Raw genomic sequence first — 15,266 nt, forward strand, 5'->3', positions numbered from 1 at the left:
AGTTGCAATCAGTTTTTCTGATTTTTGCAACTTCAAAAGCCTCATATATCGAGGCTTGTAGTAATTGTTATAGTTTTAAGAAATAAAGAGAGTTTTATGAATAAAGATTTAGAAAAAGAATTATTAGATCAGGCAGAAGTTCAGGAAGAAAATATCAAAGAGCCTGAGAAAAAAACAAAGAAAGAGGACGAAGATAAGGTTCGTTACGACGAATCAGGACTGGATGAGAGAATTATAAGAGCTGTTTCTGAGATGGGATTTGAGTATATGTCTCCAATTCAGAAGGCAGCTATTCCTGTAATGATACAGGGAAAAGATATAATAGGACAGGCACAGACTGGTACAGGTAAGACAGCTGCATTTGGTATTCCGCTTCTTCATCAGGTGGATCCGGCCAATAAGCATCTTCAGGCCGTTGTCCTTTGTCCTACAAGAGAGCTTGCTATGCAGGCTGCCGATGACATAAGAGATTTTGCTAAATACATGTTTGGGATCAAAGTTCTTGCCGTATATGGTGGACAGGATATTTCCAGACAGATCAAAGCTCTTTCAAATGGCGTGCAGATAGTTGTTGGTACTCCCGGAAGAGTTATGGATCATATGCGCAGACATACTATGAAGATGAAAGACGTCAAGGTCCTCGTTCTTGATGAAGCGGATGAGATGCTTGATATGGGATTTAGAGAGGATATTGAGACTATCCTCCAGGGAATGCCAATGGAGCGTCAGACAGCTCTTTTCTCTGCAACAATGCCTGAGGCGATTCTCAAGATTACCAAGACATATCAGAAGAGTGATGCTGAATATATCAAGATGACTCCTAAGGAAATAACAGTAGCCGCTATTGAACAGGCTTACTATAGAGTACCTCAGAAGCTCAAGGAAGATGTCCTTGTAAGACTTATGGATTATTATAATCCTGCAAGATCACTTATTTTCTGTAATACCAAGAGAATGGTAGATCAGCTTGCTGAGAGCCTTAAGGGAAAGGGCTATTTAGCTGATGGCCTTCATGGGGATCTTTCTCAGAATCAGAGAGATACTGTAATGAATCTCTTTAGAAACGGCAGGATCAATATTCTCATTGCTACTGACGTGGCAGCCAGAGGTATAGATGTAAGCGGCGTAGAAGCAGTGTTTAACTATGATATTCCTGAAGATATTGAGTACTATGTTCACAGGATCGGACGTACCGGAAGAGCCGGCAGAAGCGGCATGAGCTTTACACTTGTTGGCGGACGTGAGATGTACAAACTTAGAGAAATCGAGAAGGTTTGCCATACCAAGATTGAAGAGAGGCACGTTCCTAAGGCCAAAGAGATTACAAGAGTTAAGTCTCAGAAGGTCTTTGCAGAAGTAATAGATATTATTGAGAATGGTGATATTTCTTCTGTTCTTGAATTTGTTAATCAGAAGGTTGAAGAGGGCGAATATACAGCAGAGCAGCTTGCAGCCGGTTTTATGAAACTCAAGATGGGTGCTGATCTTGAAGATCTTGTTCTATTTGAAAAGAGTGACAGGAACCGTAGAGACTTTAAGACCCGTGGTGAAAGAGGACGTGGCGAGAGAGGCCGAGACGGTAGACGTTCTGACAGAGACCGTGACGGTAAAAGAGGTCGTGGCGATAGAGAACGCGATGGCAAAAAGTCCGGAAGAGATTCTCGTAGCCGTGATGGGAAAAGCTATGATAAAGATTCACGTGGCAGACGAGGCAAGTCTTTTGATAAAGAAAAAGACTTATTCCCTAAGCCACGTAGGAAGAATAAACCATTAAACGATCATGATGGTTTTAATAAGAATACAGGTCTTGATGAGAACCTTATTGCGAGCATAAAGGCTGACAGAGATCAAAATGCCAATAAGTCTTCTGATGCATCCAAGACTTCTGATAATAAGAAGTATGAGAGAAAGCCAAGAAAGAGTAACGACGGATTTGAAAATGTAGGACGCATTAATATCAAAGGGGAAGGTTCTACGAAGTCATGGTATATGGAGGATACTCCAAGACATAAGAAAGCTGACAAGCAGGATGTTGATACCATGAATGTTTCAAAGTCTGACAAGAAGGCTATTAAATCAGAGAATAAAAAGAGAAGCCTTGATTACCTGGCAGATGTAAGCAGCCTTGTAATGGAGAGCTTTGGTAAACGCAAGAAATAAAGAAATACTGTCGTAGATTCGGGGGATAATATGGCTGACGCAAAAATGAAGAAGGTAAGCTTTAACAGATTTAGAGCAAAAGTCTTTAATATGGTCAGTACAGGTGTCATTGATGAACCGTTAAACCGTTTTTATGACGTACTGAGTATAGTCGCACTTATACTCAATCTTTTTGCTGCGTTTGCAATTACATTTGATTATATGGAGGAGCACTATAAAGGGCTCCTCCTTGTTATTGAAGGCGTTACAACGTTCTTTTTTGCAATTGACTATCTTTTGAGAGTATTTACAGCCAAGGAGCTGTATCCTAAGTTATCTGAATCCCGTTCCATATTTAAATATGTATTATCGTTTACAGGAATCATAGATCTATTGTCTTTTTTGCCTTATTATCTTCCTGTTTTCTTTCCTGCAGGTTCTGCAGTATTCAGAATGTTTCGAGTTGCTCGAATACTTAGGCTGTTCAGGATCAATTCCTATTACGATCAGCTAAACGTTATAACTGAAGTTCTTGCAAGTAAAAAGCAGCAGCTTCTGGCATCGGTATTTATTATTCTGATACTCATGATGGCGTCAAGTCTATGCATGTACAGTGTAGAACATGATGCACAGCCGAATGTGTTCCAAAATGCTTTTTCTGGTGTCTGGTGGTCAGTATCAACTCTTTTGACAGTAGGATATGGTGACATATATCCGGTAACCGTTGCGGGTAAAATACTTGGAATTCTTATAAGCTTTTTGGGTGTTGGAATGGTTGCTATCCCGACTGGTATCATAAGTGCCGGATTCGTAGAGCAGTATCAGAAGCTTAAGACTGTAGGTGATTATGCCGAGGAAGAGAACATCCATTTTATCAGGATAAAGCTTACAGATAAAGATAGCTGGACTAAAAAGAAGATTATTGATCTGCAGCTGCCAAAAGATATCATGATAGTTGCTGTTCAGAGAGATAAAGATACAATTATTCCCAGAGGGCAGACTGTTCTTGAAAGCGGTGATGTTGTCGTCATGTGCGCTGAAAAAACTAAGGAGATACAACCAATTGATCTAAAAGAGATCACAATAAATGATGGCCACTCCTGGAATGGTGTTGCAATCAAAGACCTTGACATCTCAAGGCAGAGTTATATTTTTATGATCAGAAGAAAAGGAAAGGCAATTATTCCAAGAGGAAATCTTACCATTAAGGCCGGAGATGTGATCCTGTTATATGAGAAGCACTCCATTCGAGATTTTGCCTGACGATAGAGAGTAATTAGAAAATGAGTATGTTTGATATAGAAACTAAAAAGAAAATACTTGATGAAACAGATCTTTTTGTCCTTGATATGGACGGGACTTTTTACCTTGATGAAGATATTTTAGATGGTGCACTGGATTTTCTAAGTGCTGTTCGAAATGCAGGAAAGGACTATTTGTTTTTTACCAATAATTCATCGACGTCTCCTGCGCTTTATATTGAGAAACTTGCCAGAATGAACTGCCATATAACAAGGGATCAGATCATGACATCAGGTGATGTAATGATCAGATATTTAAACAGTAATTATCCTGGAAAAAGTGTATATTTGCTTGGAACACAGCCTTTAATAGATGATTTCAAAAAGGGCGGTATAAACTTGTTTGAGCCGGAGATACCTGTTAATGAAGGTTTTGTTCCTGCTGATACCACGAATATTCCGGATATTGTTGTAATTGGTTTTGATAAGACTCTTACTTATGAAAAACTTACAAATGCCTGTACATATATTAGAAATGGTGCTCTTTTTCTTGCAACTCATCTTGATATCAACTGCCCTGTTAAGGGTGGATTTATCCCTGATTGTGGAATGATGTGCGCTGCAATTACTCTTTCTACGGGAAAAGAGCCAAGGTATGTAGGTAAGCCTTTTTCTGAAACTGTAGATATGGTGATTGATAAGACTGGCTTTGACAGAGAGAAGATCACTTTTGTAGGTGACCGCCTGTATACAGATGTTGCTACCGGGGTTAAGAATGGTGCAAAAGGGGTTCTGGTGCTCACAGGAGAAGCAGGACTTGAAGATATACCAGGGTCAGATGTTAAGCCTGATGCTGTATATGAAGGCATAGGTGAGATGGGAAAACTCCTATTGAGATAGGCTGTATGGAAATCTCAGAGCAGTTCTGAATGGCAGGAATGTGACGAGAATCTTGAAAAAATTGCACAAAGCCTTTGGCATAATAGACGATTGAAAGGTAAGAATCTATAATAATCTAGAGAGTAAAACGATAAACCATGTGCGTCTGAACATTAAACTACTGATGCCACATGAATGAGAATAATATCAACGGAGGTATGAAATGAAAATCGCACTTATTAATGAGAACAGTCAGGCTGCCAAGAATGAGATGATCTACGGAGCACTCAAGAAGGTTGCTGATAAGCATGGCTTTGAGGTGTTTAATTACGGAATGTATTCAGCTGAGGACAAGGCGCAGCTTACATATGTACAGAATGGTATTCTTGCTTGTGTTCTTCTTAACTCTGGCGCTGTTGATTATGTAATTACCGGCTGCGGAACAGGAGAGGGCGCTATGCTTGCTTGTAACAGCTTCCCTGGAGTTATCTGTGGTCATGTAACAGATCCTCTTGATGCTTACACATTTGCTCAGATCAATGATGGTAACGCTATTGCCATGAACTTTGCACTTAAGTCAGGATGGGGCGCAGAACTCAATCTTGAATATACATTTGAGAAGCTTTTCTCTGAGGAGTCAGGACAGGGATATCCAAGAGAGAGAGCAGTTCCTGAGCAGAGAAATAAGAAAATTCTTGATGAAGTCAAGAAAGTTACATACAACCAGGATGTTGTAGATATTCTTAATAAGCTTGACAGAGATCTTGTTAAGGGAGCTCTTTCAGGTGAGCATTTCCTTGAGTACTTTGATGCAAATGCCAAGGATGAGAGAATCAAGGCTGCTGTACACGAAATACTTGCATAAATCATAATATATGAAGTATGGGGCTGTCGCTTTAGATGATCAGTTGATCAAATCTTATTGCGGTAGCCCTTATTTTAGTTATATGGAATATTTTGCTATCCTCTTATATATGGAATTAAGAAAAATTTTATGATATAATACGCGATAGTGTTGAAATGGGGAAGTTGGATTTTGATACTTTTGTATTAGGTTTTATAAGGAGTATGGTTTACAAAAAGGCTATGGGTTACAGAGAGAAAGATCACTCTTTTGACTCTATTAAAAAGAGTAGTAAACATAAGAAGAGGCGCAGGCGCGCTAACAGAATAGACATCAGGAAGGTTGCAATTATTGGCATAGCCACAGTGATTACTGTTGTGTGTGGATATGCAGTATATAGTCATTTGCCATTTGTTAAGGTTAATAAGGCTATAGCAGCCGGTAACAGATATTCAGAACAGGCAGAATATGATGCAGCGATCAATTCGTATTCAGAGGCAATTGAGATAGATTCCGGCTCTGTTGCAGCTTATTCTAATATGGCAAGTGCATATCTTAGCATAGATGATTCTGAATCTGCCAAGAAGGTTTTATATGATGGATGGCAGAATACAGAGAGCCAGGCACTTCTTTCAAATTATCTTACTGTTATCATGAATGACGCTGTTAGTACGATTAACGAGGGTAATGGTAATATTGATACAGTTTTAAGTGTCATGTCTGTTCTTGAGCAGGACAGCAGTAATACAGATGCTATTCAGCTTATGGATGCTGCTTATGACAGATGCTTTAGCTTATATGATGATGACGTCAACTCAATGTTCAGATGTTCAGAGTCCGGATGCAGCTATGAGAAGTATGCTGATCTTATAGGCAGGATGCTAGCTGTATATCAGACAGCTCCATCTGATGAACTTAAGGCACTTGTTCTTAAATATGCTGTTCCTTCTTCTGATTCTTTTACCATGAACTATGAAGATGCGCTTGCTTATGGAAGTGTTCTTGATAATGTCATGAATACTGTAGGAACAAGTGATGAGATTTCATCTGTTAAGGACTGCATCGACAATGCTCAGAGCGTTCAGGGCGTTTTTGCTGATATTTTTACTCAGCTTGATGTTGGAAACGTAGATGACCTTAGAGATTTTGTTGTATCAGATGAGTATATTAATCTTAGAAATGTATTTCTTAACAATGAGGAGACTCCTCAGGAGAATACAACATATGTCGCTATCAGCAGAGAGGCTATTATCCTCAATAGAAACGACGGCAAATTCAGCTACAGATTTCTTGATTTTGAGGAGAATCCGGATACAGCAGGTGTAATAACTCTTTGGGCAAATTATTTTGAGGATGACGGCGTTCAGAGAAATTCAATATCTTATGAACCGGGATCAATTGATGGCAACATGTATCCTCATACCAAATACACTGTAACTTATCTTAAGAGTTACACCAATTCAGGCAATAATACCAAGGTTGCCAAGATGAATTACAGATTATCTACTGCAATTACTGACGAGACCGGCAAGACAACTGAGACAATAGTAGGTGACTGGGGCGGAACAGATGAGTATGAGATGGATATTAAGACCATCGAATCCAGAATCCGTGCATGATCATGTGGAGTAATAGAGTATAAATGGTATAATGAAACCAGTGCATCTTGATAAATGAGGATGTGCTGGTTTTTATGATATAGGAATAAAAAATTTTAATAAGGATATCAAGATGCAATCAAATGCTACTCAGCCAAAATGTATAATAATATCAGCGGGGACTTTTGTTCCTTTGGAGATCCCTATAAATGAAGGCGATTATGTTATAGCCTGCGATGCAGGATTTAAGTATGCTCAGCAGCTTGGAATACTTCCTGATCTTATAGTTGGAGATTTTGATTCTGCTAGTGAAGCAGAGCCCGATGTTATAAGAGGAATCAATGAAATCAAGGAGCATGACCCTGACAGAGTGGTTCAACTTGAAGTTAGAAAAGATGACACAGATACGATAAAAGCTGTCAAAATAGCGCTTTCTAAGGGATACCGTAAATTCTATCTGTATGGAACACTTGGCGGTAAGAGATTTGATCATACAATTGCCAATATACAGACTCTTTTGTATATCAAGCACAATGGTGGGCGAGGATATATATTTGACGCTGATAGAATGATCATGATAGCTGAGAATGAGTCGATTAAGTTTCATAAGGGAAACACCGGATATATATCTGTTTTTTCTCTTTCTGAGAGAGCCCTGGGAGTCACATTAAGAGGACTAATGTATAATCTAGAAAACGGCGAGCTCAAAAATGATTTTCCTCTTGGTGTCAGCAACGAGTTTATAATTGATGAAGAAGCAGAAATATCTGTAAAAGATGGTACGCTCTTAATAATTACAGAGTTTCAATAATATTTAGAATTTTCTTGAAGATATGGGGGCTTATATATGATCTGTTTTTTGGCGCGTTTTTTTATAAAAGACTATGAACAGTATAAAATGCCCGGTGTCAGACAAGGGTATGGTTTACTTAGCGGAATTCTGGGGATCATTCTTAATATTTTCCTTTTTGCGACCAAGTTTATTGCAGGTATTATCAGTGGTTCCATTTCTATTTTTGGTGACGCATTTAATAATCTGTCTGATGCAGCGTCATCTATAGTGACTTTTATCGGGTTTAAGCTTGCAGGAGAAGAAGCTGATGAGCAGCATCCTTTTGGCCATGGAAGACTTGAATATGTAGCTGGACTTATCGTGTCTCTTTTTATTATACTGACCGGATGTGAGGTTGCCAGAACTTCAGTAAATAAAATAATAAATCCTGAGCCGGTTGAATTTAATGCAACAATAGCAGTTATTCTCGTTGTTTCCATATTAGTGAAGCTTCTAATGTTTCAGGGAAATCTTCAGGCTGCTGATAAAATTGACTCTAAGACCTTGAAATCGGTTGCAATGGATAGTATTTCTGATGTGTTTACAACATCGGTTGTTCTTGCATCAAGTATTTTTGCATATAAGACGGGAATCATTGTTGATGGATATTTTGGTGTGTTTGTAGGCTTTTTTATCATTAAAACAGGATATGAATCTGCCAAAGATACCATAAATCCCCTTCTTGGTGAGCCACCAAGTAAGGAATTTGTTGAAGATGTCAAAAATATTGTTATGTCTCATGATGGAATTCTCGGAGTTCATGACCTGCTCGTGCATAACTATGGCCCGAGCAGAATAATAATGTCTCTCCATGTTGAAGTTCCTGATAATCAGAACATTGTTACTGTTCATGATCTGATAGATGATATTGAAAATGAGCTAAGACAAAAATACCATTGTACAGCAGTGATCCATATGGATCCTGTCAGCCTTCATGATGAAGAAACCGAAATGGAAAAGGCTTTTGTCAAATCTCTTTTAAATGGACTTGATCCTAAACTTAAGTTTCATGATCTTCGTTTAGTGCATTCTAACGAAGAGGAGAGAAGACTGTCTTTTGATGTCATCACTCCGTATAAGTATGATCTGTCTGATGATGATATAAAAAACTATCTCATAGAGCATATGAGAAATATTGATCCTCGCGTTACCTGTGACATAACAATTGATAAAGAGGATGCATAAATTAAATAATTGCTTAAATGGGGAACAGGGTGTATGAAAATCGTTGGGGAAATAAAGAATATCTATCGGGAGACTATTAAAGAGCATTTTGCATCAGCTGCTGTATTTATGCTTGCCATGCTAATTTATGCCGTAAATTGCGGAGGAACCTTTAACAGTTTTTATAACGGCATACTTGGAGACATACTTAATGGATCTGCATTTTCACTTATTGGACTGTCACTGGGAATCCTTTTGTGTGAAGCTTTTTATCTTTATAAAAAGAATTCAGATTCGCAGTACAAGCCATTTAACGCGAAAACTACAGCGTTTTATATTATAGCCTCTCTTGTGGCAGTATTAGCTTTTGGGCAGAATTACGTAGTTGTTAATACTGATTTTGTAAAAGAGTATTTAGGAGATAAGAGCACGCTTTATACAGGATTGTCTGCTGACATATTTGTATTTACGTTGATCACTCTTTTATGCCTTTCTGTTTTTTTCTTTTATAAAAGAAGTAATGAAAACTTTGAAGGTTATGCTGCAAAGGCTTTCTGCTCACTTATGAAAGCGGAACTTGTCTATGCTATTATTGCAATTGGATCTGCGCTTATTGTTTTTGCCTTCGATGAGCTTATTTTTGATACTTATAGACTTAATCTTTCTGAGAGAGTTCAGATTCTGCTGATCGGACTTGTTCAATTCCCCTGTGCAGTAATGGCTCTTTCCAGGACAAAAGATAGTATTTCTCAATTTGGCAAGATAGTTTTGACCTATGTTCTGACAATTTTAGAATCTATAGCTTTTGTGATTATCTATGTCTATATCATTAAGATTCTTATAACATGGAAGTTCCCTTCAAATGAAGCTTTTTCTATACTTACAGGTTTATTTGCCGCCGGGATCATGATCTGGACTATGGCTCTTGGGTGCAGCCAGGGATTCATCAGGAAGTACATCAGAATAATGCCCTTTATCTATATCCCATTCATTATTTTACAGGGAATGTGCCTGTATATGAGGGTGTCAGAATATGGCTTTACCAAATCAAGGTATATGGGGCTTGCACTTATTGTTTTTGAAATAGTGTATTTTGGTATTTACACTTATAGATTTTTTTCGGAAAAAGATATAATTTCAAGCGTTTTGTTTGTAATCATCATTGCGGCATTTATTATGCTCTTTTTCCCAAAGATCAATATGTATAGTGTAGTTACAGCCTCTCAGAGAGCAGTGATAGAGAAATGCTTTAAGCTTGGTGATGATGCGGATAATACGCTAAAGAGCAGGGCGTATGAAGCTTTTCATGCTATCAAAAAAGATGGCGGGTTTGCCGGAAACAAATATCTGGAGAAAAAACTCTCTGACGAGCAGATAGATATTCTGAGATCATATTCAGATATCAGTGATGATTCGAGTTCTGATACTTTTTATGTTTACTCTGACAGAAATGTGGATAAGATAGATGTTAGCGATTATGATGAGCTTTACTACATAAACAAGAATTATGGTAGCTTTTATGACGAAAGCCTTGATTTAAACTATGATCTTGAGATGCTTCCACTTTATAACGGCGATGAAGTTATTGGAATAGTAAATCTCAAGCCACTTGCAGATAAATTCATAGAACTTGATAAAAAAGATTTGTCTATGGAAAGTGAACATGCATCTGAACTTATAAATGAGCCTGTTGAGCTTATGGATGGAGGAATCCTTATTATCTCAGGGCTTGATTTTCGCGGCGATTATTATGACGCTGACTGTATTAAATATATTGATCTTAGAGGATATGTGCTGAAATAAGGGAAACAATCATTAAGTTTTTGTTAATTACTTGTCAGACAAGCTACTATTGAGCTATACTATGCAAGGATGATTAACATCCTTACTATAATATTGTTGATTGTGCCGGCGAAAATCCCGGCATGTGAAATGGAGGATATATAAATGAGAGGTTCTAAGCCTACAGTTCTTTTGATTCTTGACGGATATGGTCTTAATGATAACCCTGAGGGAAATGCTATTGCTATGGCCAAGACTCCTGTAATGGATGGTCTTATGAAGGATTATCCTTTTGTTAAAGGATATGCCAGCGGTCTTGCAGTAGGTCTTCCTGATGGTCAGATGGGTAATTCAGAGGTTGGTCACATGAATATGGGTGCCGGCCGAATTGTTTATCAGGAGCTTACAAGAATTACCAAGTCTATCGAAGATGGTGATTTCTTTACTAATGAAGGTCTTATGACTGCAATTAATAACTGCAAGGAGAAAAATTCAGCTCTTCATTTATATGGTCTTGTTTCTGATGGCGGTGTTCATAGCCACATCACACATATTTATGGCCTCTTAGAGCTTGCCAAGAAGAACGGCCTTGATAAGGTATTCGTTCACTGCTTCCTTGATGGTAGAGATACTCCACCTGAGAGCGGAATTGATTTTGTTCAGCAGCTCGAAGACAAGATGAAAGAGCTTGGTGTTGGTGCTATTGCTTCTATCTCAGGTCGTTACTATGCAATGGATAGAGATAACAACTATGATCGTGTTGAGATTGCTTACAACGCACTTACAAAGGGCGAAGGAAATAAGGCTGATTCAGCACATGAGTGTATGGTTGCTTCTTACAAGGATGGTAAGACAGATGAGTTTGTTATCCCTACAGTTATCATGAAGAATGGTGCGCCTGTAGCAACTATCAAGGATGGCGATTCAATTATTTTCTATAACTTCCGTCCTGACAGAGCAAGAGAGATCACACATTGCTTCTGTGATGATGAATTTGATAAATTTGCAAGAGGTAAGAGACCTGAGGTTACTTACGTTTGCTTTACAGATTATGATCCACTTATCCCTAATAAGGAAGTTGCTTTCAAGAAGGTCCTTCTCAATAATACATTTGGAGAGTGGCTCGCAGCTAAGGGAATGAAGCAGGCTCGTATCGCAGAGACTGAGAAGTATGCTCATGTAACATTCTTCTTTAATGGTGGTGTTGAGCAGCCTAATGAGGGTGAAGACAGAGTACTTGTTAACAGCCCTAAGGATGTAGCAACATATGACCTTAAGCCTCAGATGAGTGCTCCTGAAGTATGTGAGAAGATTGTTAATGCTATCAACTCCCAGAAATATGATGTTATCATTGCTAATTTTGCTAACCCTGATATGGTAGGACACACAGGTGTCATTCCTGCAGCTGTTCAGGCTATTGAGGTTGTTGATGAGTGCGTGGGCAAGGTCGTTGATGCTGTTAAGGCTCAGAATGGCACAATGTTCATCTGTGCTGACCATGGTAATGCAGATATGATGATCGATTATGAGACAGGTGAGCCTTGGACAGCTCATACAACTAATCCTGTTCCATTTATTCTTGTTAACTATGATCCTGCATATACTCTTAAAGAGGGCGGATGCCTTGCTGATATCATTCCTACACTCATCGAGTGCATGGGTGAGGAGCAGCCTGCAGAGATGACTGGTAAGTCACTTCTTATCAAGAAGTAATTTTAAGTATTTGCCGACTATAAGCCTGGAATCATACTTGCAGATAATTGACGATACAACGCAAATGTGGTAGAGTAGTATTTGCTTGTAATTTACATATTTCAGGCTATAAGCGACAGATTGACTTTGGGAGGTTATTTTAAGTGAGCGTTTTAGGTTATATTGTTGGTGTAATTTTTATGCTGATTTGTGCCGCTTTAGTAGTTCTGGTACTTGCACAGGAAGGCAAGAGTCAGGGACTTGGAGCAATTCAGGGAACAGTTGAGAATACATATTGGGGCAAGAACAAGGGCCGTTCAAGAGAGGGCGTACTCAAGAAGGTAACAATCATTCTTTCAGTTTTGTTTGTTGTTATTGCAATTGTTCTTAATATGAACGTTCTTTAATCTGTTTATTTGAATTATTTAGTATTTTTAGGCACTCCTTAGTGAGTGCCTTTCTTTTTATGATATAGGAAATTTCTCCGAAATTCCTATATCATAAAAAACGCTCCGCTATGGATGCGCACTCGCGCGATAGGTAAATGTTGCATAAATGCAACCGCGCTCGGCGCGAGCATGTTGCAAGCAACATGCTTTCTTGTTGCAGAGCCGCTGATATTAATTTGAGTATGTGAGGTTTTATGAGTAAAGGTAAGAGTCTCAAGAGAATGAATGCAAGTTTTCTTGGTAAAAAAAATAAGAACGAAATGGTGGTTGGTACATTTATTGCCAACGCAAGAGGCTTTGGCTTTGTTGAAGTAGAGGGAAGGGATGAAGATATTTTTATCCCTGAAGAATACGTTCACGGAGCTTTTCATTCTGATACAGTAGAGGTCGAGCTTTTGCCGGAATCAAGCGGTAAGAGACAGGAAGGTCGTGTCAGGAACATTCTTGTAAGGGGCATGGACGAAGTCGTAGGTACTTACCAGGGCGAGAAAAATTTTGGATTTGTAATACCTGATAATGGCAGAATCCAGAGTGATATTTTTATTCCTATAGAACACCATGGCAAGGCTGTTACCGGAGATAAGGTAGTAGTCAAGCTTACAGACTATGGCAACGCCCTTGAACATAAGAAGCCTGAGGGTAAAATTAAAGAGGTTATTGGAAACATAAACGATCCCGGAGTAGATATTATGTCTATTGTTAAGGGATATGATATTCCAAGTGAATTTCCCGAAAGAGTAATAAACCAGGCTAACAGATGCCCTGATCAGATAAGTGAAGCTGACATGATGGGTAGAACCGATCTTAGAAATGTTCAGATGGTCACAATTGATGGCGAAGATGCCAAGGACCTTGATGATGCGGTAAGTCTTACTATTGATGAGAAGGGGTTATACCATCTTGGCGTTCACATTGCAGATGTTACAAATTATGTGCAGGAGAATTCAGCGCTTGACAGGGAAGCGCTGAAAAGAGGAACCAGTGTGTACCTTGTGGACAGAGTTATTCCCATGCTTCCACACAGACTTTCAAATGGTATCTGTTCTCTTAATCATGGGGAAGACCGACTTGCCCTTAGCTGCCTTATGACTATAGATAAGAGCGGCGTTGTTATAGACCATGATATTGTAGAATCTGTTATTAATGTTGATGAGAGAATGTCTTATACATCAGTTGCCAAGATTCTCGAGGATGAGGATGCGGAGGAAATTGAGAAGTACAGCGAACTTGTTCCGATGTTCAGGCAAATGGCGGATTTGTCAGCTCTTTTACGTAAAAAGAGAGAAGACAAGGGTGCTATAGATTTTGATTTTCCGGAGACTAAGATTGTTCTTGATGAAGCAGGCAATCCTGTAGATATACTTCCGCGTCAGAGGAATACTGCTACTAAGCTTATTGAGGACTTTATGCTGGCTGCAAATGAGACTGTTGCGGAGCATTTCTATTATCTGCAGAGTCCATTCGTATATCGTATACATGAACAGCCTGATCCTGAGAAGATCAGTACTTTATCTGCTTTTGTATCTAACTTTGGCCACCATATCAGAATGAGAAAAGATGTTGGTGTTAAGCCTAAAGAGCTGCAAAAGCTCCTCAAACAGATAGAAGGCAGTAAGGAAGAAGCGGTTATTTGCAGAATGACTCTTCGTAGCATGATGCAGGCTAAATACAGCACTGAGTGCACAGGGCACTTTGGACTTGCATTTGACTATTATTGCCATTTTACTTCTCCAATCAGAAGATATCCTGATCTTCAGATCCACAGGATCATAAAGGATCATTTGAGGGGGAGAATTAACGCAGATAAGATTGCTCATTATGAAGAGATTCTTGATGAAGTTGCCAAACATTCTTCTGAAACTGAGAGACGTGCAGAGGAAGCAGAAAGAGAAACAGACAAGCTCAAGAAGGCTCAATATATGGAACAGCATATTGGTGAGACATTTGAAGGAATTGTTTCCGGTGTTACAGCCTGGGGAATGTTTGTTGAGCTTGATAATTCCTGTGAAGGTATGATCAGAGCTGCTTCTATGAATGATGACTTCTATGTTTACGACGAAGATCATATGAAGCTTGTTGGAGAGAGAACTCATAAAGAGTATGCCCTTGGACAGAAAGTCATGATCAAGGTTCTTGGTGCTGACAGAATAACCAGGACAATAGATTTCAGGATCGTAAGCGAAAATGATAGTGACGATGATGAATTTGGCTATAACCCAGATGACTTTGTTGTTTTTTCTGATGCTAGAAAAGTTGCTGAAAGCAGGGCAAATAAGGTAAGGAAACTTATCGAAAGGTCGCAGACTGTTGAAGACGATACTCAGGCAAAGGGGCGTATTATTGAGTATGAAGGTCGGATGATTGATCTTAATGACTATGAGCCTGATTCCAGAACCGGGGAACTTAAGCCCAAGCATAAGGATAAGGACAAGAAATATGGCAAGGGATCCAGAAAGAGCAGCAAGTCCAAAGAAGCCAAGAATTCATCCCGGAAAGATAAGGATAAAACTGATTCGGGACGCAAGGTTTATAAGGTTCATAAATACAAGAAGTCTGCAACCAGTAAGGCTGCAAGAAGCGCACAGGGCAAAGGCAGAAAACACAAATAAGTTTCAGGTTAACTGCAGCTTTAGTTTTTTAATCTTG

General features: G+C 39.0%; 10 protein-coding genes and 1 pseudogene. All 11 read left to right on the forward strand.

Translation table 11 applies throughout. The features are described 5' to 3' along the window. The first annotated feature begins 96 nt into the window (after positions 1-96). Entirely contained in the window at positions 97-2,160 is a 2,064-nt protein-coding gene (locus tag BPR_RS19730; protein ID WP_081441750.1) for a DEAD/DEAH box helicase, read from the forward strand. A gap of 30 nt (positions 2,161-2,190) precedes the next feature. Then, positions 2,191-3,402, forward strand: coding sequence for an ion transporter (locus BPR_RS06555; protein WP_013280679.1), 1,212 nt, complete (start codon positions 2,191-2,193; stop codon positions 3,400-3,402). Between the two features lie 20 nt (positions 3,403-3,422). Next, on the forward strand, positions 3,423-4,280 hold the full coding sequence (locus tag BPR_RS06560) for an HAD-IIA family hydrolase (protein ID WP_013280680.1): 858 nt from the start codon (positions 3,423-3,425) through the stop codon (positions 4,278-4,280). A gap of 202 nt (positions 4,281-4,482) precedes the next feature. Continuing rightward, a complete protein-coding gene (locus BPR_RS06565) occupies positions 4,483-5,124 on the forward strand; it encodes an RpiB/LacA/LacB family sugar-phosphate isomerase (protein ID WP_013280681.1) in 642 nt (213 codons plus the stop codon). 155 nt (positions 5,125-5,279) lie between these two features. Then, positions 5,280-6,722: a tetratricopeptide repeat protein gene (locus BPR_RS06570; RefSeq protein WP_013280682.1), complete on the forward strand. Its 1,443-nt coding sequence runs from the start codon at positions 5,280-5,282 to the stop codon at positions 6,720-6,722. A 112-nt stretch (positions 6,723-6,834) separates the two neighbouring features. Further along, positions 6,835-7,512: a thiamine diphosphokinase gene (locus BPR_RS06575; protein WP_013280683.1), complete on the forward strand. Its 678-nt coding sequence runs from the start codon at positions 6,835-6,837 to the stop codon at positions 7,510-7,512. A gap of 36 nt (positions 7,513-7,548) precedes the next feature. Then, positions 7,549-8,718 (forward strand): cation diffusion facilitator family transporter, encoded by a 1,170-nt coding sequence (locus BPR_RS06580; protein ID WP_013280684.1) that lies wholly within the window; start codon positions 7,549-7,551, stop codon positions 8,716-8,718. Between the two features lie 33 nt (positions 8,719-8,751). Next, positions 8,752-10,500: a DUF4153 domain-containing protein gene (locus tag BPR_RS06585; protein ID WP_042256709.1), complete on the forward strand. Its 1,749-nt coding sequence runs from the start codon at positions 8,752-8,754 to the stop codon at positions 10,498-10,500. Between the two features lie 144 nt (positions 10,501-10,644). Beyond that, positions 10,645-12,192, forward strand: coding sequence for a 2,3-bisphosphoglycerate-independent phosphoglycerate mutase (gene gpmI, locus BPR_RS06590; RefSeq protein WP_013280686.1), 1,548 nt, complete (start codon positions 10,645-10,647; stop codon positions 12,190-12,192). A gap of 143 nt (positions 12,193-12,335) precedes the next feature. Then, positions 12,336-12,578 carry a preprotein translocase subunit SecG gene (gene secG / locus BPR_RS06595; RefSeq protein ID WP_013280687.1) on the forward strand — a complete coding sequence of 81 codons (243 nt, stop codon included), beginning with the start codon at positions 12,336-12,338 and terminating at the stop codon, positions 12,576-12,578. Positions 12,579-12,814: 236 nt separating this feature from the next. After that, a pseudogene (rnr, locus tag BPR_RS06600) lies at positions 12,815-14,824 on the forward strand (ribonuclease R); the annotation flags it as partial. Positions 14,825-15,266 lie beyond the last annotated feature (442 nt).

The organism is Butyrivibrio proteoclasticus B316 (assembly GCF_000145035.1).
Taxonomy (GTDB): domain Bacteria; phylum Bacillota; class Clostridia; order Lachnospirales; family Lachnospiraceae; genus Butyrivibrio; species Butyrivibrio proteoclasticus.

Coding starts and splice junctions, on each gene's coding strand:
- BPR_RS19730 (WP_081441750.1), top strand. CDS start 97: ATGAATAAAGATTTAGAAAAAGAATTATTAGATCAGGCAGAAGTTCAG.
- BPR_RS06555 (WP_013280679.1), top strand. CDS start 2,191: ATGGCTGACGCAAAAATGAAGAAGGTAAGCTTTAACAGATTTAGAGCA.
- BPR_RS06560 (WP_013280680.1), top strand. CDS start 3,423: ATGAGTATGTTTGATATAGAAACTAAAAAGAAAATACTTGATGAAACA.
- BPR_RS06565 (WP_013280681.1), top strand. CDS start 4,483: ATGAAAATCGCACTTATTAATGAGAACAGTCAGGCTGCCAAGAATGAG.
- BPR_RS06570 (WP_013280682.1), top strand. CDS start 5,280: ATGGGGAAGTTGGATTTTGATACTTTTGTATTAGGTTTTATAAGGAGT.
- BPR_RS06575 (WP_013280683.1), top strand. CDS start 6,835: ATGCAATCAAATGCTACTCAGCCAAAATGTATAATAATATCAGCGGGG.
- BPR_RS06580 (WP_013280684.1), top strand. CDS start 7,549: ATGATCTGTTTTTTGGCGCGTTTTTTTATAAAAGACTATGAACAGTAT.
- BPR_RS06585 (WP_042256709.1), top strand. CDS start 8,752: ATGAAAATCGTTGGGGAAATAAAGAATATCTATCGGGAGACTATTAAA.
- gpmI (WP_013280686.1), top strand. CDS start 10,645: ATGAGAGGTTCTAAGCCTACAGTTCTTTTGATTCTTGACGGATATGGT.